This window comes from Achromobacter insolitus (genome assembly GCF_002209555.1).
Lineage (GTDB): Bacteria > Pseudomonadota > Gammaproteobacteria > Burkholderiales > Burkholderiaceae_B > Achromobacter > Achromobacter insolitus.
Genome location: NZ_NJIF01000016.1, coordinates 41,414 through 60,392, shown reverse-complemented (window position 1 = coordinate 60,392; position 18,979 = coordinate 41,414). Strand labels below are relative to the sequence as shown.

The following is an 18,979-nucleotide window of genomic DNA, read 5'->3' as shown; positions in this document are numbered from 1 at the left end:
CTAGGAGCGCAACGATGAAATCCGCCGCCAAACTGGCCGCCGCCCTGGCTCTGTGCCTGCCTTTCGCCTCCCAGGCGCATGACGTCTGGATGGTGCCGTCGTCGACCGTGTTGTCGGGCACCGACAGCTGGGTCACCGTCGACGCCGCCGTGGGCAACGACAAGTTCTATTTCAACCACGCTCCGCTGCGCCTGGACGGCCTGGCCGTCGTCGCGCCGGACGGCAGCGCCGCCGAAGCCGAGAACCTGAATCGCGGCAAGCTGCGCAGCACATTCGACCTGCAACTCAAGCAGGCCGGAACCTACCGCGTCGCCGTGGTCAATGACGGCGTGTTCGCCCGCTGGAAGGAAGACGGCAAGAACAAGCGCTACTTCGGCAAGCCCGAGGGCCTGGCGCAAGCCGTGCCCGCCAAGGCCGAGGAACTGGAAGTCTCGCAAAGCCTGGGCCGCGTCGAGACCTTCGTGACCGCCGGCAAACCCTCGGCCGTCAAGCCTGTCGGCCGCGGCCTGGAGCTGGCGCCGGTGACGCATCCGAACGACCTGTTCACGGATGAGCCTGCCACCTTCCAGATGCTGCTGGACGGCAAGCCGGCCGCGGAGCTGGAAGTCAATGTGGTGCCGGGCGGCAGCCGCTATCGCGACAAGGTCGGCGAAATCCAGCTGAAGACGGACAAGGACGGCAAGTTCTCCGTGAAGTGGCCGCAGCCGGGCCTGTACTGGATCGAAGCCGGCATGGAAGATGCCAAGGTCAGCGTGCCGCAAGCCAAAAAGCGCCGCCTGTCCTACGCGGGCACGGTCGAGGTGCTGCAGCCCTGAGCGGCCGCAGGCGCATGGCCAGCTCCCCTTCCTACGCTCCGCGCGGCGCGCCTGCCACGGCGGTCAGCCTTGCCTATGGCGCCATGCCGGCAATGCCGACCGCGTCCGCGGCGCTGGCCGGCGCCACCATGGGCACCACCTGGTCGGCCCGCCTGGCGTTGCCGCGCGGGCGCACGGAGGCCGCGGCGCGCCACGCCATCCAGGCCGCGCTGGACGAAGTGGTCGCCCAGATGAGCACCTGGGAGCCCGATTCGGACATCACGCGCTACAACCGGACGGCCACCGGCTGGCAAACGCTGCCGGCCGGGTTCTTCCACGTGCTGAGCCATGCGCTGGCTTTGGCCGAGGATAGCGGCGGCGCCTACGATCCGACCGTCGGACCGCTGGTAAACGCTTGGGGTTTCGGACCGCACCAACGCGCGTTCGAACCGCCGTCGCCTTCCGCGATCGAGGCCGCGCGCGCTCGTTGCGGCTGGCGCCGGGTGCAACTCGATGCCCAGCGCCAGGCCGCGTTGCAACCCGGCGGCGCCTACCTGGATCTTTCTTCCATCGCCAAGGGTTACGGCGTGGACCGCGCCGCCATGGCGCTCGATGCGCTGGGCATCACCCAGTACCTCGTCGAAGTGGGCGGCGAACTGCGCGCGCGCGGCAAGCGGCCCGACGGCCAGCCCTGGCGCGTGGCCATCGAAGTGCCCGATGCGAGCGACGATCACGCCCTTGCTCTGCCCCTGCGCGACCACAGCATCGCCACCTCGGGCGATTACCGCCGCCACGCGGGTAGGGGGGACGAGCGCTACGCGCACACCATCGATCCGCGCACCGGCCTGCCGGTGCGCAATGGCCTGGCATCAGTCACCGTGCTGCACCCCGGCTGCATGCAAGCCGACGCGCTCGCCACCGCGTTGACGGTGCTGGGCGAAGAAGAAGGCCTGGCCTACGCCCGCCGCCATGAGCTCGCCGCCTTGTTCATCCTGCGCGAACGCGACGCCTGGCGTGTCGTCGCCACCCCCGCATTCCAGGCACTGGCCGCTATACCCTGACACCATGGCAGCAACCCGATTGATCGCGGCGGCATGCGTGGTGGGAGCCTGGCTGCTGCTGTGCCTGTGGGCCTGGCGCCGCGCCCGGCGCCATCAAATGCAGCAGGCGCTGGCCCTGCAAGCCCTGCAGGCGCCTGTCCCCGAAGACACCTTGCTCGTCGCCTACGCCACGCAAACGGGCTATGCCGAATCGCTGGCGGCGCAAACCGCCGAGTCCCTGCGCGCCGGCGGCCTGGCGGTACGGGTGGCGGCGCTGGAGCAATTGGACGCGCAACGCCTGGCGACCTATCGCCGCATGCTGTTCGTGGTCAGCACTTATGGCGAAGGCGATCCGCCCGACGCCGCCGCCGCCTTCGCCGAACAGATGCAAGAAACCGCGGCGGGGCTGGCTGGGGCGCACTATGCGGTGCTGGCGCTCGGCGACAGCGAATACGCCCAGTTCTGCGGCTTCGGCCATCGCCTGGACGACTGGCTGTACGCGCAAGGCGCGACGCCGCTGTTCGATCTGGTCGAGGTCGACAACGGGGATCCGGCGGCCCTGCGGCATTGGCAGCATCATCTTGGTCTTCTGGCCGGGCGCAGCGACCTGCCCGACTGGCAGGTTCCAGTCTACGAATCCTGGCGCCTGGCCGCGCGCGAACAACTCAATCCCCAAAGCCAGGGCGGCCCCTGCTATCTGCTGACGCTGACGCCGCCCACCGGTGGCGCGTGCAGCTGGCAGGCGGGGGACATCGCTGAAATCGGCCCCCGCCGAGAGGCCGCAGGCCCTTTGCTGGCCCATCGCGAGTACTCGATCGCCTCGCTGCCGGAAGATGGCGCGATTCAGCTGCTGGTACGACAGATGCGCGGCGCCGACGGCGCGCTGGGCCTGGGTAGCGGCTGGCTCACCCAGATCGCCCAGCCTGGGGATGCGATAGACCTGCGCGTACGCGTCAACCGCAATTTCCACGCGCCGCCCGATGGCCGACCGCTGCTTTTGGTGGGCAACGGCACCGGCCTGGCCGGCCTGCGCGCGCTGATCAAGGCGCGCCGCGCGGCCGGCCACCCGCGCAACTGGCTGGTGTTCGGAGAACGCAACGCGGCGCATGATTGGTTCTGCCGCGAGGAAATCGAAGCCTGGCGCAATGATGGCACGCTGGAGCGCGTGGACGCGGTTTTCTCGCGCGACCAGGCCGACCGGCGCTACGTGCAGCACCATTTGCGCGATCATGCCGAGAGCGTGCGCGCCTGGGTCGACGCGGGCGCGGCCATTTACGTCTGCGGCAGCCTGCAAGGCATGGCTGGCGGCGTGGATGCCGCCCTGCAAGACATCCTGGGCGCCGCGCGGCTGCAAGCCATGCAGCGCGACGGCCATTACCGCCGCGACGTGTATTGATACCGGGCCGCGGCAAATCCAGGCAGCCCGCCTCCCCCTTATTGCAGCTTGATGTCGGCCTTTTCGATCACGGCCTTCCAGCGGTCGCGCTCGGCGCGGATCTGCTGACCAAACTCCGCGGGCGTGTTGCCCAGGGGAAAAGCGCCGGTCTCTTCCATCTTGGCCGCGGTCGCCGGATCGCGCACTGCGCGCGCGAAAGCGTCGGCCAGCTTGTCCCGCACATCGTCCGGCATGCCGGCCGGGCCGACCACGCCGTACCAGGCTGTTACGTCGTAGTCCTTGTAGCCCTGCTCGGCAAACGTCGGCACATCCGGCAGGCGCGGATTGCGCTGGGTGCCGGTGATGGCAAGGGCGCGCAGATGGTTGCTCTTCAGGTAGGGCAGCGATGACGGGAAATTGTCGAAAATGACCGGCACCACGCCGCCCACGGTATCGGTCAGCGCGGGCGCCGAGCCGCGATAGGAAATGCTGTTCATCTTGCCGCCTATGATCTGCAGGAACCAGATCATGCCCAGGTCGTTCACGCCACCCGCGCCGGCATTGGCATAGCCGTCCTTGCTCGGATTGGCGCGCACGTGCTCGACGAATTCGGCCAGCGTCTTGGCCGGAAACTGCGGATTCACGCTGAGGATGTTGGGGCTGGTAACCAGGTTGCTGACCGGCGTGAAGTCCTGGACCGGATCGTAGGCCAGCTTGGGGAACAGGTGCGGCGCGGTGCCATGGGTACTGACCGTGGCCAGGCCAACGGTATAGCCGTCCGGCTTGGCGCGCGCGGTGGCCGTCATGCCTATCGTGCCGGACGCGCCGGTGCGGTTTTCCACCACAATCTGCTGGCCCAGGATCTCGCCGGCCTTGGCCGCCGCGAGGCGGCCGACGATATCGGTCGGCCCCCCTGCCGGGAATGGCACGATCAGCGTGATGGGATGGTCGGGGAACGCCGCGTGGGCGGCGGGCAACACGGCGGCCAGCGCCAGCGCGACCCAGGTTTTGCGCATCATGGGGATGTCTCCTGCAAGGATGGTTGGTGTTTTTGTCGGGTTTTATCGGCGCGCGCCGGCCACGGTTTGCGCCATCGCCTCGCGGCGCAGGATCTTGCCGGGGCGCGCCATGCCGGCAGCGGCCGGAAAGACCTGCTGCCCATTGACCAGCACGTGCTCCACGCCTGCCGACGCCAGCGTCGGCGCTTCCCAGGTGGCGCGATCCTCGACCGTGTCCGCGTCGAACACGACGATGTCGGCCCAGGCGCCCTCGCTCAACTGGCCGCGTCCCGCCAGGCCGAACACGCGGGCCGGCAAGGACGTCATCTTGGCAATGGCGGTCTCCAGCGTCATCAGCTCGGCCTCGCGCACGTAGCGGCCCAATACCCGCGTAAAGCTGCCCCATAGCCGGGGATGCGGATGCGCGTCGTTGGGCAGGCCGTCCGAGCCCACCATGCAGCATTCATGCTGGAAGATGCGCTGGACCTCGGCCTCGTCCATGGCGAAGTAGATGGCCCCCGCCGGACACAGGCGCCGCGCCGCGGTGGTCTTGTCGCAGCCCCAGCGCGCCGCGATATCGCTGAGGAACTGGCCGCCGCATTCCGGATGCGGGGTGGACCAGGTAATGCGGATGTCATCGATGGTTTCGGCGCGTTCGGGGATCAGGATGGTGGAGCTGCCCGGATACGGGTAAATGTCCAGCGCCACCTCGACGCCCTCGCCGCGCGCGCGGTCGATGTTCGCGAGCGTGGCGCGGCTCTTGCCCCAGTTCTGCGGCATCATGCATTTGTGATGCGACAGCACCGTGGCGCAGCCCGTATTGCGGCCCACCGAGAGGACCTCGTCGACGGCGGCCTCGACCTCGTCGCCTTCATTGCGGATGTGGCTGGTGTGCATCGCGCCGCGAGCCGCCGCCACCCGCGCCAGTCCTTCCAGTTCCGCTGGACGGGCTGCGCCGCCCGGCTGGTAGGCGAGGCCCGTGCTGAAGCCCACCGCGCCCGCGGCCAGGGCATCGTCCAGCATGCGCTGCATGGCGTCCTGTTCCTCGGCGGTCGGCTGGGCCGCCGGATCGCGCATGGCGGCCAGGCGCAAATTGGCGTGTCCCACGAGGGCCGCCACGTTGATCATCGGCCGCTGCGCGCGCAATTCGCCGAAATAAGCCTGCATGTCGGCAAACAGGGGCGTCTCTCCCAGCAGGGCCAGCGCCGCCGCCGTATTGCCAGGCAGGGGCGCGGGCGCGCCGCTCACGCCGCAATTGCCCACCACGACCGAGGTGATGCCCTGGGTGGTTTTCCATTCCAGGCCAGGACGCTCCACGAACATCAGATCGTCGTGCCCGTGCACGTCGATGAAACCGGGCGCCACGATCTTGCCACGCGCATCCACGCGGCGGGCGGCAGAGGCGCCGGCCAGGTCACCGATGGCGGCGATGCGCTCGCCCGCCACGCCTACGTCGGCACGCCGCCGGGGGCCACCCAGGCCGTCAATGACCCAGCCGCCTTCGATGATCAGATCCAGAGCTTCCTGCCGCATGGTGTTCCTGCCTTGGTGGTATCTCCGATGCGCATGGCCGGAGGACGTCGAAACCATCTAGTATCGTCCGCGCGATCAATCTGGGAAAATTGTTTTTATTGATCTATCTATCGTGTTTTGAAATGAATCGTTTGCCCAAGCACGTTACCTTGAAGCACCTGACCGCCTTTGTCGCGGTAGCGCAGGAATCCAGCTTCACGCATGCGGCCAAGCGCCTGTTCCAGACGCAGTCGTCGGTGACCAGCCTGGTGCGGCAGCTGGAGGATGCGCTGGCCACGCAGCTGTTCGCACGTACCAGCCGCCGCGTGCTGCTGACGGCGGCGGGCGAGGAATTCCTGCCTCGCGTATTGCGGTTGCTGGCGGATTTCGATGGCGTGATAGATGATGTGCAGCGCTATGGCGCCCTGGAGCGCGGCCGCGTGGGCGTGGCGGCGGCCCCGTCAGCCATCACGCAGATCATCGCGCCCGCCGCCACGGCCTACTGCGCGCGCTATCCTGCCGTGCGCCTTTACCTCAGCGACGACAACTCCGGCCGCATCCAGCGCAAAGTCGCCGCGCGCGAAGTGGATTTCGGGCTGACCAGCCGCTGGGCCGATGCGCCCGGCCTGCAATTCGACGGTTTGCTCGAAGACCGCTTCGGCGTGCTCTACCGGGAAGATGACGCCAGCCTGCGCCCCGCGCGCGACGGCACGATGCGCTGGTCGGAGCTGGCCGGCCGCAAGCTGGTGGGCGTGGTGGACGAGACCGGCATCATGGCGCTGTTGCGCGCCCGCGCGGATCTGCCGATAGAGGCGGCTGCGCCTTTCTACGAAGCCTCCAGCACCACCTCACAGGCGGCGCTGGTCAAGGCCGGCCTGGGCGTAGCCTTGCTCCCGGCACTGGCGGCGCAACGGGTGCTGGAGCCCGGACTGGCCTATGCGTTGCTGGCCCGGCCCACGGTCGTGCGCACGGTCTGCATTATCCGGCACAAGGAATACCCGCTGAGCCCGGCCGCGCAGGCCTTGATCCACGCAATCCACGACTACCTGCGCATGGCGGAGCTGCCGGCCGGCTGCAAGCGCATCCCGCCCAAACGCCAGAAAGCGTAGGGCGTGCCCTGCGCGATCAGGCCTCGCGCAGCTTCTCGTTCAAAGCCGCGAGCCCCGCGGCGAATACGTTCTGGCCCACGGCGTTCGCCACGTCGCGCAATTCCGCGCCTTCGACGCGGAAATCCGCCCACCATTCCACCAGCGTCTGGCCACCCTCGGTGACGGAATGCAGCGACACGCCGGCAATGTAATCGCGCATGGGCAGATCGGTCTCGATGATGGAATAGCGCAAGGCCGTGCCTGGATCGTCCAGCATCAGCAGTTGTTCGCGCACGAAACCCGATGGCTGCAGCGTCAAGTACCGCACGCTGCCCACGGCGTCATGGCGCCCGCCCTCTTCCAGGCGGCTTTCGGCAATGCCGGGATGCCAGGCGGCCAGGCCGTTGAAATCGCGGAAGCTGGCCCAGACCTTCTGAAGCGGCGCATGGATGATGGCGCTGACGTGTACGGTGTGCGGCATTTGGACTCCTGCGGGCGCGTGGCCCAGGCATTGGGAAAACGGCGGAAACTGCGCAAACGGAGACTCCGCGGACGGAACCTCCGTTTGTGGAATCAGAACGTCAAGCTCTTGAACTCGCGGGTTGCCGCGGTCAGCGCCTGCTCGGTAGGCAGCCGCTCCATCGAGCTGGCGCCGTAGAAGCCATGGCAGTGTTTGCACGCGCGCAAAACGTGGGCCGCGTCCTCGGGCGTGGCGATAGGGCCGCCATGGCACAACACGATGATATCCGGCCGCACGGCCAGCGCGGCCGCGGCGATGCGGTCGATGGCCGCCACGCAATCGTCCAGCGTCTGCGCGGTTTCCGCGCCGATGGAGCCGCCCGTGGTCAGGCCCATGTGGGCTACGATGATGTCGGCGCCGGCGCGAGTCATGGCCACGGCATCGTCCTCGTTGAAGACGTAGGGCGTGGTCAGCATCCCCTTCTTGTGCGCCAGGCGGATCATGTCCACTTCCAGCGCATAGCCCATGCCGGTCTCTTCCAGGTTGGCGCGGAAGGTGCCGTCGATGAGGCCCACGGTGGGGAAGTTCTGCACGCCGGCAAAGCCTTGGCGCTTGAGATCGTCCAGGAAGACGTCGAAATCGCAGAACGGGTCGGTGCCGTTGACGCCGGCAAGCACGGGCGTGTTCTTCACCACCGGCAGCACTTCACGCCCCATGTCCACCACGATCTCGTTGGCATTGCCATAGGCCAGCAGGCCGGCCAGCGAGCCGCGGCCCGCCATGCGGTAGCGGCCGGAGTTGTAGATCACGATCAGGTCGATGCCGCCCGCCTCCTCGCACTTGGCCGACAGGCCGGTGCCCGCGCCGCCGCCGACGATGGGCGTGCGCGCGCGCACCATGGCGCGAAACTTGTCCAGGAGTTCGTTGCGGTCAAAGCGCGGCATGGCGGCTGTCCTCAGTGTGTAGCGATTTCAAGAAATTGATCGACCGCGGCCCGGGCGAACTGCGGATCGTTGATGTGGCAAGGCACGCGCACCAGGCGGCGGTCGGCCGTCTGCACCAGATTCGCCTCCAGCGCCGCGAACAGTGCGGCATCGGCCCGCGGGTCCCAAAAGGCCTGGCCCGGCGCGTCCAGCGCGGATACGCCGCCTTCCGGAATCAAAAAGCGCACCGGGCCCTGGCATTGGTTCAGCCTGGCGGCGATCCATTCGCCCTGGCGGGTGTTTTCCTCCACGGTGGTGCGCATCAGCGTCACCTGCGGATTGTGCGGATAGAACTGGCGGCCGCGATAGCGTTCGGGGACGGTGTCCATGGCGCCGAAATTCACCATATCCAATGCGCCGCAAGAACCCACGTAAGGCAGGCCCGTACGGGCCACGGCGCCGAATCGGTCTTCGGTGCAGGCCAGCACGCCGCCAAACAGGAAGTCACAGACTTCCGTCGTGGTCAGGTCCAGCACGCCGCCCAGCAAATGGCTGTCCAGCAGCTTTTCCATCGACTGCCCGCCCGTGCCCGTGGCGTGGAAAACCAAGCAGTCGTAGCGGGACTCCAGCAGCGGCGTCACCTGCTGCACGCAGGCGGTGGTAACACCGAACATCGTGATACCCACGGCAGGCCGGCCGTCGTCCGCTACGGCATTGGCGGCCTGCTTGAAGGCCCCGCCAATCGCGCCGGCCGCGTTGGCCAGCACCCGGCGCGAAATACGGTTCAGGCCGGCAACGTCGGTCACGGAATACATCATGGCGATGTCCGAGGGGCCGACATACGGCGCGACATTGCCCGAGGCCATAGTCGAGACCATCAACTTGGGGATGCCGATCGGCAGCGCGCGCATGGCGGGCGTGATCAGGGCAGTGCCGCCCGAGCCGCCCAGGCCCAGCAGCGCCCCCATGCCTGCATTCGCGGCCGCATAGCGCTCGAACGCCAGTGCCATCGCCGCGATGGCCGTTCCCCGGTCGCCGGTAAAAACCGCGCCGGCGCCCTGCGGGTGGTTCGCGGCCACCTCGCTCGCCTGCACCTGGGCTGCGCTGGCGGCGCCGGAAGTGGACACGTCCACCGACACCGGCTCCAGCCCGTCGCGCCGCAGCAGATCCATCACGTAGTCGGCCTCTTGGCCCTTCGTGTCATAGGTGGCGGCCACGTAGACCCGCCGGTTCGAATGCGTCATGACTCCTCCGCGGGCGGCTACACTCAGTGCGCGCCTCGATGTGTGGGGCCGCAAGGCCTGTAGAATCTAGAAATGAGACGAAAGAATCATACTGAGACACCTGTCTCACGTCAAACTCCCGCCCCTTCCGCCGCCGGTTCGGCGCGGCTGATCGCGCCCGCCAGCCCGCAGGCCGCCGCAAGCGGCGAGCCTCCTCACGGACCGCGCGCGCGCATGCGCAAAACCCTGCTGGATGCGGCGCAGCAGCTGATGGCCCAGGGCGTCACGCCCTCGGTGGCCGAACTGGCTGAGCATGCTCAGGTTTCGCGCGCGACGGCCTACCGTTACTTCCCCAGCCAGAGCGCGCTGATCGCCGCCGTGGTTGACGAAAGCCTGGGCCCTATCCTGGCGTGGGACTCTGCCGCGCCGGACGCCGCCGACCGCGTCGACGAACTGCTGCGCTTCGCCTATCCCCGGCTGGAAGCGCACGAAGCGCCGCTACGCGCGGCCATCATGGTGTCGCTGCAGCAACATGCCGAAGCCAGCGCCGGTCGCGCGGGCACGGAGCCCCGGCTGGTACGGGGCCACCGCGTGGATATCCTGAAACGCGCCATCGCGCCAATGGCGGGCCAACTGACGCCCGCGCAGCAGGACCGCGTGGCCCAGGCCTTGTCACTGGTGTACGGCACCGAAGTGTTCCTGGTGCTGAAGGACATCTGGAAGCTGGACCTGCCCGAACTCACGGACGTGGTGCGCTGGACGGCCCAAGCCATCATCACGCAGGCGCTGGCCGAGGCCGGATCCGGGGAAAAACAGCCAGAAAAACGCGTGCGGCAGTAAGGTCGGCGGTTACGGGCCCGACTTGCGATGGCTGCGGAAAAGCAGATGCGTGGCGGCAAGGTGAAAGCGCATCGCAATCTGGGCGCATTCCGCATCGCGCGCGCGTAGCGCCGCGATGATCTGGCGATGATGCTCCACGCTGCGCAGCATGTCGTCCTTGGTGTAGAAATAGAACGAACCGATGATGATGGGCATGTCCAACAGGTTTTCCACCATGGACCGCACCCGGGCCGATTGCGCGGCTTCCAGCAACGCGTGATGGAACTGGTTGTTGAAGTGCTGCACCTGCGCGACGCTGTCGGCGGCATCGGCGTTGATGGCATCTAGCATGCATTGGTTGATGCGCTCGAGTTCGAGTATCTGTTCGGGACTAGCCCGTTCGGCAGCCGCCTTGGCGGAATACGGTTCGAGCAGCATGCGCAGCTCGAACGCTTCGTCGATGTCCCGGTCTTGCCAACCCAGCACGACGGCTCCGCGCCGGCCCTCGTGCTTGACCAAGCCGTCCGTCACCAGGCGTTCGATCGCGCTGCGCACCGGCGTCCGGCTGACGGATAGCTCGGCCGCGATGTGCTCTTCACGCAACCGTTCGCCGGGCATGAAAGAGCCCGCCATCAGGCGGCGGCGCAACTCTGCATAAACGTAATCGCGGGCGCTCGACATGATGGCGCGTGACTCCAGATCCGGGTTCTCGAACTATACCGGAAGCCTATCCCGGCAATCGCGCATGGCCGCGTCAACGCTCGCGTCGACCGAGCCGCTCCAGGAACGTGGGCCAGACCTCCGGATTCAGTAGCCGCGGGGGACGGCGTCCGGCCAACATTTCCATGATCTGGCTGGCAGACCCATGCGCGACCTTGCGCCTGCCTTCGTGCGTGACGCCCCCCGTGTGGTAGGTGGCCACGACATCGGAACGCAGCAACAGCCCATGCCCGGGCTGGGGAGGCTCCTGGCTCCAGACATCCAGCCCCGCTCCCGCCAGCCGCCCCTCCTGCAAGGCGGAAAGCAAGGCCTGCTCATCATGGATTCCGCCGCGCGCGGTCGAAATAAACAGTGCGCCGGGGCGCATCATGGCAAAGGCTTCGGCGCCGATCATGCCCCGCGTGTCATCATTCAGCGGACAGTGCAGGCTTACCACTTCGGCCTGCTCGAGCAACTGCGGGAAGCTCACAGGTTCGGCACCGCGGGCGCGGATTTCCTCGGGCGGCAGCAGCGGGTCGTATGCAATCACCCGCAAGCCGAAGCCGGCGGCGACGCGCGCTACTCTGCGGCCGATTTCGCCGATGCCCACGATGCCCAGCGCTCGTCCCTCGATCTCGCGTCCCATCAGGGCCTCGCGCGTGGCGGCGGATCCCGCCACCAGCGCGGCCTGGGATTCACGCAGGCGCTTGACCAGCGACAGCAGCAATGCGAACGTCATTTCCGCCACTGATGCGGCATTGGCGCCGGCCTGGTTCACCACTGCCACTCCGGCCCGCGTGCAGGCAGCAACGTCCACGGTGTCGTAGCCCGCGCCGCCCGAGGACACACAAAGCAGTTCCGGACACCGTGCCAGCAGGCTTTCCGAAACTTGCCAGCGCGCGGGGACTTCGTCCTTGGCCGCGCTGACATGGTAGGCATGCGCGCCGGCGAGTCCCGCCGCCGTGATCGCCTCGTCGCGCACGGGCAGTACCTCGAGGCTTAACGTCGGCTCGCGCTCAATGCACGCGTCGAACGCGGGATCGATCCAGAGATCCAGTCGGACGACGCGCATGCCGCCGGGCTGCCTCGCCGGGATCACGGCCGAGCCTCGGCGCAGCCCAGTTGCTTGAGCCGGGCATCCACCCAAGATGTATCCAGCGTTCCCGCCGCAATATCCGCCAGCATCTTCGTTTCAACTTCGTGCTTGGACAACGCCGCCAGGTAGACCGCTTCCGTCTGCTCGAACGGAATCGACAACAGGCCGTCCTCGTCGCCCACGATCAGGTCGCCCGGCTCGATCGTCATGCCATTCAGGGCTATGACGCAGTTGATCTCTCCTGGCCCGTCCTTATAGGGCCCGCGGTGCGTCACGCCAGCCGCATAGACGGGAAACGCGCCGCGACGGATTGCGCCGCTATCGCGGATCGCGCCATTGATCACAATACCGGCGATACCGCGGGTCTGCGCATAGCTGGTCATGATTTCGCCGATGATGGCGTTGGTCAGATCGCCGCCGGCATCCACCACGATCACGTCGCCGGGCTGCGCGAGGTCAAGCGCCTTGTGGACCAGCAGATTGTCGCCGGGGCGGGTGCGCACGGTCAGGGCGGGCCCGGCAAGCGGGCTGCCATCGTGCATGGGCAGCAAGCGCGCGCCGCCGGCCGTCATCCGCGACATGCAGTCGCTGATGTTGGCCACCGGAACGCCGTTGAACTTCTCCACGGTTTGCTTGCTCACCGCGCGCTTGCGGGCGTGGATCTCAAAACCGATCATTTCTGCTCCTGTGGGGGAATTTGCGATGCGTTGCCATTACTGCTTGGGAATGCCTGCGTCCTGCACGACCTTGCCGAAGGTCTCGTGATCTGCCCGATGCTGGCGGGCCAGGTCTTCTGGGGAGCCCTTGAGCACGCTATAGCCGGCGTCTTCCAGCTTTTTCACCAATTCGGGTTGGGATTGAACCTGCTGCAACGCCTTGCTCAACGTGGCGACCACGTCGTCAGGCGTGTTGGCGGGAGCCATCAGCCCCCACCAGATCGACTGGTCGATCGTCTTGAATCCGCTTTCCACGAACGTGGGCACGTCGGGCAAGGCCGGCGCGCGTTCCTTGGCAACCACGGCCAACGCGCGGACCTTGCCGCCGCGGATCTGCGGCAACAGCGAGGCAACGGAGCCCACATACATATCGATGCGGCCGCTGGCGAGATCCGGGAACGCTTGGCCCCAGCCCCGGTAAGGCACGTGCATCAATTCGATGTTCGCCGCCTTGCGCCAGAGATAGCCGGTCAGGTCGCCAGTGCCGCCGATGCCGGGAATGCCCAGCGAAACCACACCGGGACGGGCTTGCGCGGCCTTGACCACATCAGCGATCGTCTTGAACGGGGACTCCGGAAGAACCACGAAAACGCTCGGCGACGTGGCCACGGGCCCGATCGGCCTGAAATCCTTGAACGTGTCGTAGCTGAGCTTGTTGTAGAGCCAGGGGTTCAGCACGATGTTGTCGGTCTGCGCCATCACCAGCGTATGTCCATCCGGGCGCGCGCGGGCGGTGGCGTCCAGCGCCAGGTTGCCGCCGGCGCCTGGCTTGTTCTCCACCACCATGTTCCACCCCTGCTCCTGGCCGATCGCGCTGCCGATCATGCGGGTCAGCGTATCGGTGCCGCCTCCGGGCGGGAATGGGGAAATGAGCGTGATGGGCGCCTTGCCCATATCTGCCGCGTTCGCGGCGACGCAACCCAGCAGGAGCGTGGCCGCCAGAAAATTCTTCAGGACTTTCATTGTCTTCCTCACACAGTTGATTCTTATTGGATGGGCAACGCGACGCGCTCAGCGCTCGCGCGCCAGCGTTGTGAGCCAGGCCAGGCGCGCCTCGACGGAGTCGGGCAAGTTGAAATCGCCGTCCGCTCGCGCATTCAGGATGCCCCTGCTGGTCCGCCCGAAAAGCCGTTCGACGCCGTCGAGAACCAGGGGCTCCAGCCCCGCCTGCAGCAGTTGCTCGCGGGCTTCCCGGACTTCCGCCTGCCGGCGCTGCGCATGCAGTACGTGGGACCGGACGAATGAATCCATGAAGGCGGTAAGCGGCGTCTGGTCGATGTCCGCGAGCACCTCGTAAAGCGAGGCTCTCAATCCCATGGACTCGGCCGCGACCAGGCATTCCACGGCCAGGCTTTCCATGCCCTTCGTCATGATGCTGCGCAGCAGTTTCAGACGCACGGCGTCGCCCGCCGCTCCTTGTATGGCGCGTGCCGGCGCCCCGCCGCTCTCCGCCAACCGCAGCACCATGTCCGTGCCGCTTCCGGCGCAAAGCAAGGGCGTACGTTCGGCCAGCAGCGCAATGGCGCCCATGATCGCGACGTCGGTAAAGTCGATATGCCGGTCGGCAGCGGCCGCCGCAGCGGCCTGCATATCGGGCGCGCTGGCGGTGGTGAAGTCGGCATAGACCGCATCCGGGCGCATATGCGGAAAGCTCCGCCGCGCGATCTCGAGCGCGGCGTGGCCATACACCGCCGACACGACGACGTCCGCTTCTGCGAGCCATGCACCCGGCTCAGCGTGCAGTCCGGCGCCAAGACTCCGGGCGCGCCCGGTCATTTCTTCGTCCTGCCGCAACTCGCAGATCCCCACCACCGCATGCCCGGCGGCAGTCCATGCCTGCGCATAGCAGGAGCCGACTTCGCCGCAGCCCATCAGAGCAATTTTCATTTCTATAAATACAATAAAAAAACAATGATGCTTTATAGAATGAAAATTTCGCCCATATTATCGGTATAAACCCTAGGTTTTCTATAATTTCAATACATAAAAAATACAAAATGATAGGGATAGCTCCGCGATGCGAAAGACCGACGCGCTCGGGGCAGAGGCCGGATTGGCGCGTGTCTTCGGGGGCTGGCGCGTCAGGCGCGTCGCACCATGGCGGCGGAAATGGCCCGCGCCGTGCGGCATAGCGGCTCCAAGCATTGCTCCACCATCTGGCCGGTGGAGCGCACGCCCTGGATCCACACAATGTTCACGCAGCCGTAGAGCCGCCCTGGCGCGGCCATGATGGGCACGGCAATGGCATCCAGCCTGTCGTTCTGGTCCTTGCGCGGCTTGTCGTAGTCGCCGCCGAAGCGCTGTTCGCGCAGCGCGTAGCCCTGGCGGCGGGTTTGCTCGAGAAGCTTGGCCACTGCCGCGCCATCATGCGCCAGCGCGTCGCCCTCCCGGCGGCTGCGGCGCAATGCCGCAAGGATCGACTCGCGTTCCTTTTCGGCGCAGAACGCCAGATAAGCGCGTCCCACCGCCGAGCGCAGCATATTGATCTGGAAACCGATGTTGTCTCTGCGTATCGTGAAATACGACTGGCTGCGATTGGTCTCGCGCACGATCATCGCGCTGCCGCGGCGCACCGTCAGGTCCGACGGCCACAGCACCTCCGCCTGCAGGCGATCCAGTTCGGGGGCCGCGCATTGCCCCAGCAGGTCCAGCACGCGCGCGCGCCGGCTGGGTTCGTTGAGCGAGCTGGCAGGGCAGAAATAGTCATCCGCGATGCGCCGCCATATCAATCCCCGCAATTGCAGCGTCGCCAGGATGCGCAGCAGCGTGGCCTTGGCATAGCCCGTGCGCGCATGCAGTTCCTGCAAGCTCGCGCCCTGCGTGGCGCGCACCTCGTCCAGCACGATGAGGCCGCGCTCCAGCGCATCTATCGTCTTCACCTTCGGCGTCCAGCGGCTCATTGCCCCCCCCAAATTGCAACGTCTGAGAATTTCACTCAGTGAAACTCTAGCAAAACCTGCTTGAGCCGCCCAGGCCCGGCGAAATATCGTGACGTCTATCGAAAGCCGTTGTGGCTGGCGCAACAGGAAGAGAGGCGGGAATGAGCGGACAGGCTGCACGCAATGTGCTCTGGATCATGTGCGACCAACTGCGCTGGGACTATCTGTCCTGCTATGGACACCCGCGCCTGCGCACCCCCAACATCGACCGCCTCGCTGCCGAAGGCGTACGCTTTGACCATGCCTTCGTGCAAGGCCCGGTTTGCGGTCCGTCGCGCATGTCCTATTACACCGGCCGTTACGTCACCAGCCACGGCGCCGTGTGGAACTTCGTGCCCATGCCCGTCAGCGAAATGACGCTGGGAGACTACCTGCGCCCGCAGGGAGTCCGCGTGGCGGTGGCGGGCAAGACGCACGTGGAGGCCGACAGGCACGGCATGCAGCGCCTGGGGATAGACCCGGCAAGCGCGGCCGGCCTGTTGGCGGCGGAAGGCGGGTTCGAACCTTACGACCGCGACGACGGCATCTGGCCGCCGGGCTTTTGCGACGAGGCGCACCGATACACGCAGTACTTGCGCCAGCAAGGCTATGACGGCGCCAACCCCTGGCATGACCACGCCAACTCGGCGCTGGGCGCCAATGGCGAGATCCTGTCCGGCTGGAACATGCGCTACGCCGGCCTGCCGGCGCGCGTCGCGGAAACGGACTCTGAAACACCTTATATGACGCGGCGCGCGATCGAATTCATCGAGCAAAGCGGCGAACAGCCCTGGGTGCTGCACCTTTCCTACATCAAGCCGCATTGGCCCTATGTCGCGCCCGCGCCGTATCACGCGATGTATTCAATCGACGACATGCAGGCGGCCAAGCGCGCGCCCCGTGAACTGGAGAACGCCCATCCCGTGCTGCAGGGTTTTCGCCAGGCCGAAGTCAGCAGGAACTTCTCCTGCGACCAGGTGCGCGAGACGGTGATCCCCACCTACATGGGCCTGATCAAGCAGGTCGACGACCAGTTGGGCGTACTGTTCGACTACCTGCGGCGCAGCGGCCGCGACCAGGACACCATGATCATCTTCTGCAGCGACCATGGCGACTATCTCGGCGATCATTACCTCGGCGAAAAAGAGCTGTTCCACGACTGCGTGGCCAAAGTACCGCTGATCGTGCGCCTGCCCGGCGGCGCGCGCCGCGGCGCGGTGGAATCGCGCCTGGTGGAAGCCATCGACCTGGTACCCACCATCCTGGATGCCTTGGGCGCGGAAATCCCCGATCACATCCTGGAAGGACGTTCGCTGCTGCCGCTGCTGCGCGGCGAGGAACCCGCTGACTGGCGCCGCGCGGTGTACTCGGAAAACAACTATGCGTTCCGCGACTTCGTGCGCGAACCGCTGGGCCGTCCCGCCGACGGCTGCCACACCATTATGGTGCGTGACCACGACTGGAAGTACGTCCATTTCGAAGGTCTGCGTCCGCAGCTATTCGATTTGCGCGCGGATCCGGACGAATACGACGACCTGGGCGCGGACCCCGCGCACGCGCCTGTGCGCGAACGCTACCAGGCCATGCTGTTCGATTGGCTGCGCAATCGCAAGATCCACCCCACCGTCAGCCACGCCGCCATGACGGGATGGACACGCAAGGAGGAATCGGCCGGCATCCACATCGGCAGGTGGTAGCGCAGCGCGTCCGGACCAGGACGCCTGAAAAATAAACCTCAGGAGACAGCATGAAACCGCACTTACTTGCGCTGGCAGTCTGTATGGCCGCCAGCACGGCGTCGCACGCCCAGCCGAAGGAGGATTGGCCCACCCGCGCCATCCGCATCGTGGTCGCCTTTCCCGCGGGATCGCCCGGCGATACCGCGGCGCGCATCGTGGCCGACGCGGTGGGGCAGTCGCTCAAGCAGCCGGTCATCATCGAGAACCGCCCCGGCGCCGGCGGCAATATCGGCGCGGAGGCGGTGGCCCGGTCTCCCGCCGACGGCTACACCTTCCTGGAGGCGCCGGACACGGTCGTCACCATCAATCCCGCCATCTACCGCAAGCTCAATTTCAAGGCGGACGATCTGACGCCCGTTGTGGCGCTCGCGAACTTCAACCAGATGCTGGTGTGCTCGGCCGGCTCCGGTCTGCGCACCCTGGCCCAGTTGGATGCGCAGGCCCGGAAAACGCCCGGCGCGCTCAGCTACGCCTCCGGCGGCCAGGGCGTGCCCGGCCATCTGGCGATGGAGCTTTACCTGTCCGGCGCAGGCCTGGACATCCTGCACGTCCCCTATAAGGGCCCGTCGCCCGCCACCCAGGATGTGCTGGCGGGACAGGTGCCCTGCGGCTATCTGGCGTCTCCCGTGGTCGCGCCCTATGTCGCGGCCGGCAAGCTGTACGGACTGGCGGTGTCAGGCGCCGCGCGCTCGGTCCAGGCGCCGGACGTCCCGACCATGCAACAGGCGGGCGTGGCCGGCTACGACGCCACCTTTCGCGAAATGCTGTTCGCTCCCAAGGACACGCCAGCCGTCATCGTAAAGCGCATGAATGAAGAGGTGGCGCGCGCGCTGGCGTTGCCTGAAGTGAAGCAGAAACTGCAGGCCAACGACCTGGATCCCCTGCCCGAGCCGCCCGACGCCACCGCGCGCCGCCTGCGCGAAGACGCCGCCAAATGGACGGGTGTCATCCGCAAGATCAACCTCAAGGTGGACTGACACGCCCACCCCGATCCCCCCGGCCGCGCCCCGCACACCGCGCAGCCGGACTCCCCCGACACAGGAGGCTTCATGAATACCGCTGCACCCACCACCGTCTTCGGCTCGCTGAAGGACTACCGCAAGGGCTCCATCGAGATCACGCAGGGCTCGCCGCGCCACTATGTCTTTTCCAACATTTTCGAGGTGGCTTCGAATGCCGCGCCCTACGAAAAAACAGTGGTCGGAAAGAATCTGGAGTACGTCATTGAAACCCTGCGCGCCGAAGGCGTATCGCCCTGGTACGTCTGCAGCCATGACGAATTCGCCATCCTGATGGACGGCCAGGCCCAGGTCGATTTCCTGGCCCTGGACCAGCCGCCCGCAGCCGCGGACGGCACCGTGCTTGCGGGCCAGGCGCCCGCGGGCAAGCCCATGGGCCGCGTCCTGCTGAGCCGCGGACACCAATGCCTGCTGCCCGCCGGCTGCGCCTATCGCTTCACGGCGCCCTATCCGGGCGTGCTGCTGATCCAGACCCGCGCCGGCCAACTGTCTGTCGAGAAATGGGCGGACATCTGCCTGCAGTAATCCCCGCGCCACCCGCCACCCTTACTTTCTGGAGT

19 protein-coding genes are annotated in these 18,979 nt (G+C 66.7%); 8 read left to right on the top strand and 11 right to left on the bottom strand.

Going from position 1 to position 18,979, the window contains the following annotated elements; genetic code table 11:
- The first annotated feature begins 14 nt into the window (after positions 1-14).
- Genes CEY08_RS29155 through CEY08_RS29145 form a run of 3 tightly spaced genes read left to right on the top strand, consistent with a single transcriptional unit; the run spans position 15 to position 3,230 of the window.
- Positions 15-815, top strand: coding sequence for a DUF4198 domain-containing protein (locus CEY08_RS29155; RefSeq protein WP_042794230.1), 801 nt, complete (start codon positions 15-17; stop codon positions 813-815).
- Positions 816-829: 14 nt separating this feature from the next.
- Complete coding sequence (locus CEY08_RS29150; RefSeq protein WP_088607866.1) at positions 830-1,855, top strand: FAD:protein FMN transferase; 1,026 nt, start codon at positions 830-832, stop codon at positions 1,853-1,855.
- Between the two features lie 4 nt (positions 1,856-1,859).
- Positions 1,860-3,230: a sulfite reductase subunit alpha gene (locus tag CEY08_RS29145; protein ID WP_076814432.1), complete on the top strand. Its 1,371-nt coding sequence runs from the start codon at positions 1,860-1,862 to the stop codon at positions 3,228-3,230.
- Positions 3,231-3,268: 38 nt separating this feature from the next.
- Here the strand turns inward: CEY08_RS29145 and CEY08_RS29140 are convergent, their stop codons facing one another.
- Together CEY08_RS29140 and CEY08_RS29135 are read right to left on the bottom strand one after the other, a co-directional pair.
- Positions 3,269-4,228: a tripartite tricarboxylate transporter substrate binding protein BugE gene (locus tag CEY08_RS29140; protein ID WP_063640374.1), complete on the bottom strand. Its 960-nt coding sequence runs from the start codon at positions 4,226-4,228 to the stop codon at positions 3,269-3,271.
- Between the two features lie 42 nt (positions 4,229-4,270).
- Positions 4,271-5,740, bottom strand: coding sequence for an N-acyl-D-amino-acid deacylase family protein (locus CEY08_RS29135; protein WP_076814434.1), 1,470 nt, complete (start codon positions 5,738-5,740; stop codon positions 4,271-4,273).
- A gap of 122 nt (positions 5,741-5,862) precedes the next feature.
- Between CEY08_RS29135 and CEY08_RS29130 the strand changes: the two genes are divergently transcribed.
- Positions 5,863-6,828 (top strand): LysR family transcriptional regulator, encoded by a 966-nt coding sequence (locus CEY08_RS29130; protein WP_063640376.1) that lies wholly within the window; start codon positions 5,863-5,865, stop codon positions 6,826-6,828.
- A 16-nt stretch (positions 6,829-6,844) separates the two neighbouring features.
- Here CEY08_RS29130 and CEY08_RS29125 read toward each other — a convergent pair whose 3' ends face one another.
- The 3 genes from CEY08_RS29125 to CEY08_RS29115 form a co-directional block, all read right to left on the bottom strand.
- Complete coding sequence (locus tag CEY08_RS29125; RefSeq protein WP_076814436.1) at positions 6,845-7,288, bottom strand: SRPBCC family protein; 444 nt, start codon at positions 7,286-7,288, stop codon at positions 6,845-6,847.
- A gap of 92 nt (positions 7,289-7,380) precedes the next feature.
- Positions 7,381-8,211: a phosphoenolpyruvate hydrolase family protein gene (locus tag CEY08_RS29120; RefSeq protein WP_063961965.1), complete on the bottom strand. Its 831-nt coding sequence runs from the start codon at positions 8,209-8,211 to the stop codon at positions 7,381-7,383.
- 11 nt (positions 8,212-8,222) lie between these two features.
- Positions 8,223-9,434, bottom strand: coding sequence for a Tm-1-like ATP-binding domain-containing protein (locus tag CEY08_RS29115; RefSeq protein WP_076814439.1), 1,212 nt, complete (start codon positions 9,432-9,434; stop codon positions 8,223-8,225).
- Positions 9,435-9,581: 147 nt separating this feature from the next.
- Between CEY08_RS29115 and CEY08_RS29110 the strand changes: the two genes are divergently transcribed.
- Positions 9,582-10,253 (top strand): TetR/AcrR family transcriptional regulator, encoded by a 672-nt coding sequence (locus CEY08_RS29110; protein ID WP_042797185.1) that lies wholly within the window; start codon positions 9,582-9,584, stop codon positions 10,251-10,253.
- 9 nt (positions 10,254-10,262) lie between these two features.
- Here CEY08_RS29110 and CEY08_RS29105 read toward each other — a convergent pair whose 3' ends face one another.
- From CEY08_RS29105 to CEY08_RS29080, 6 genes are all read right to left on the bottom strand, one after another.
- Positions 10,263-10,913 (bottom strand): GntR family transcriptional regulator, encoded by a 651-nt coding sequence (locus CEY08_RS29105; protein ID WP_076814441.1) that lies wholly within the window; start codon positions 10,911-10,913, stop codon positions 10,263-10,265.
- Positions 10,914-10,986: 73 nt separating this feature from the next.
- Positions 10,987-12,003: a hydroxyacid dehydrogenase gene (locus CEY08_RS29100; RefSeq protein ID WP_088607865.1), complete on the bottom strand. Its 1,017-nt coding sequence runs from the start codon at positions 12,001-12,003 to the stop codon at positions 10,987-10,989.
- Between the two features lie 23 nt (positions 12,004-12,026).
- Complete coding sequence (locus CEY08_RS29095; RefSeq protein WP_063961967.1) at positions 12,027-12,704, bottom strand: RraA family protein; 678 nt, start codon at positions 12,702-12,704, stop codon at positions 12,027-12,029.
- Between the two features lie 36 nt (positions 12,705-12,740).
- A complete protein-coding gene (locus CEY08_RS29090) occupies positions 12,741-13,706 on the bottom strand; it encodes a Bug family tripartite tricarboxylate transporter substrate binding protein (protein ID WP_076814444.1) in 966 nt (321 codons plus the stop codon).
- A 48-nt stretch (positions 13,707-13,754) separates the two neighbouring features.
- Positions 13,755-14,630 carry an NAD(P)-dependent oxidoreductase gene (locus CEY08_RS29085; RefSeq protein WP_076814446.1) on the bottom strand — a complete coding sequence of 292 codons (876 nt, stop codon included), beginning with the start codon at positions 14,628-14,630 and terminating at the stop codon, positions 13,755-13,757.
- A gap of 194 nt (positions 14,631-14,824) precedes the next feature.
- Positions 14,825-15,643, bottom strand: coding sequence for an IclR family transcriptional regulator domain-containing protein (locus tag CEY08_RS29080; RefSeq protein WP_063640383.1), 819 nt, complete (start codon positions 15,641-15,643; stop codon positions 14,825-14,827).
- Between the two features lie 140 nt (positions 15,644-15,783).
- On the opposite strand from CEY08_RS29080, the gene CEY08_RS29075 reads away from it, so the two are divergent.
- The 3 genes from CEY08_RS29075 (at position 15,784) to CEY08_RS29065 (ending at position 18,944) form a co-directional block, all read left to right on the top strand.
- Positions 15,784-17,358, top strand: a complete 1,575-nt coding sequence (locus tag CEY08_RS29075; RefSeq protein ID WP_076814448.1) for an alkaline phosphatase family protein — start codon at positions 15,784-15,786, stop codon at positions 17,356-17,358.
- Positions 17,359-17,408: 50 nt separating this feature from the next.
- Positions 17,409-18,377, top strand: a complete 969-nt coding sequence (locus tag CEY08_RS29070; RefSeq protein WP_042794239.1) for a Bug family tripartite tricarboxylate transporter substrate binding protein — start codon at positions 17,409-17,411, stop codon at positions 18,375-18,377.
- 72 nt (positions 18,378-18,449) lie between these two features.
- Positions 18,450-18,944 (top strand): cupin domain-containing protein, encoded by a 495-nt coding sequence (locus CEY08_RS29065; protein ID WP_063640385.1) that lies wholly within the window; start codon positions 18,450-18,452, stop codon positions 18,942-18,944.
- Positions 18,945-18,979: the final 35 nt, after the last annotated feature.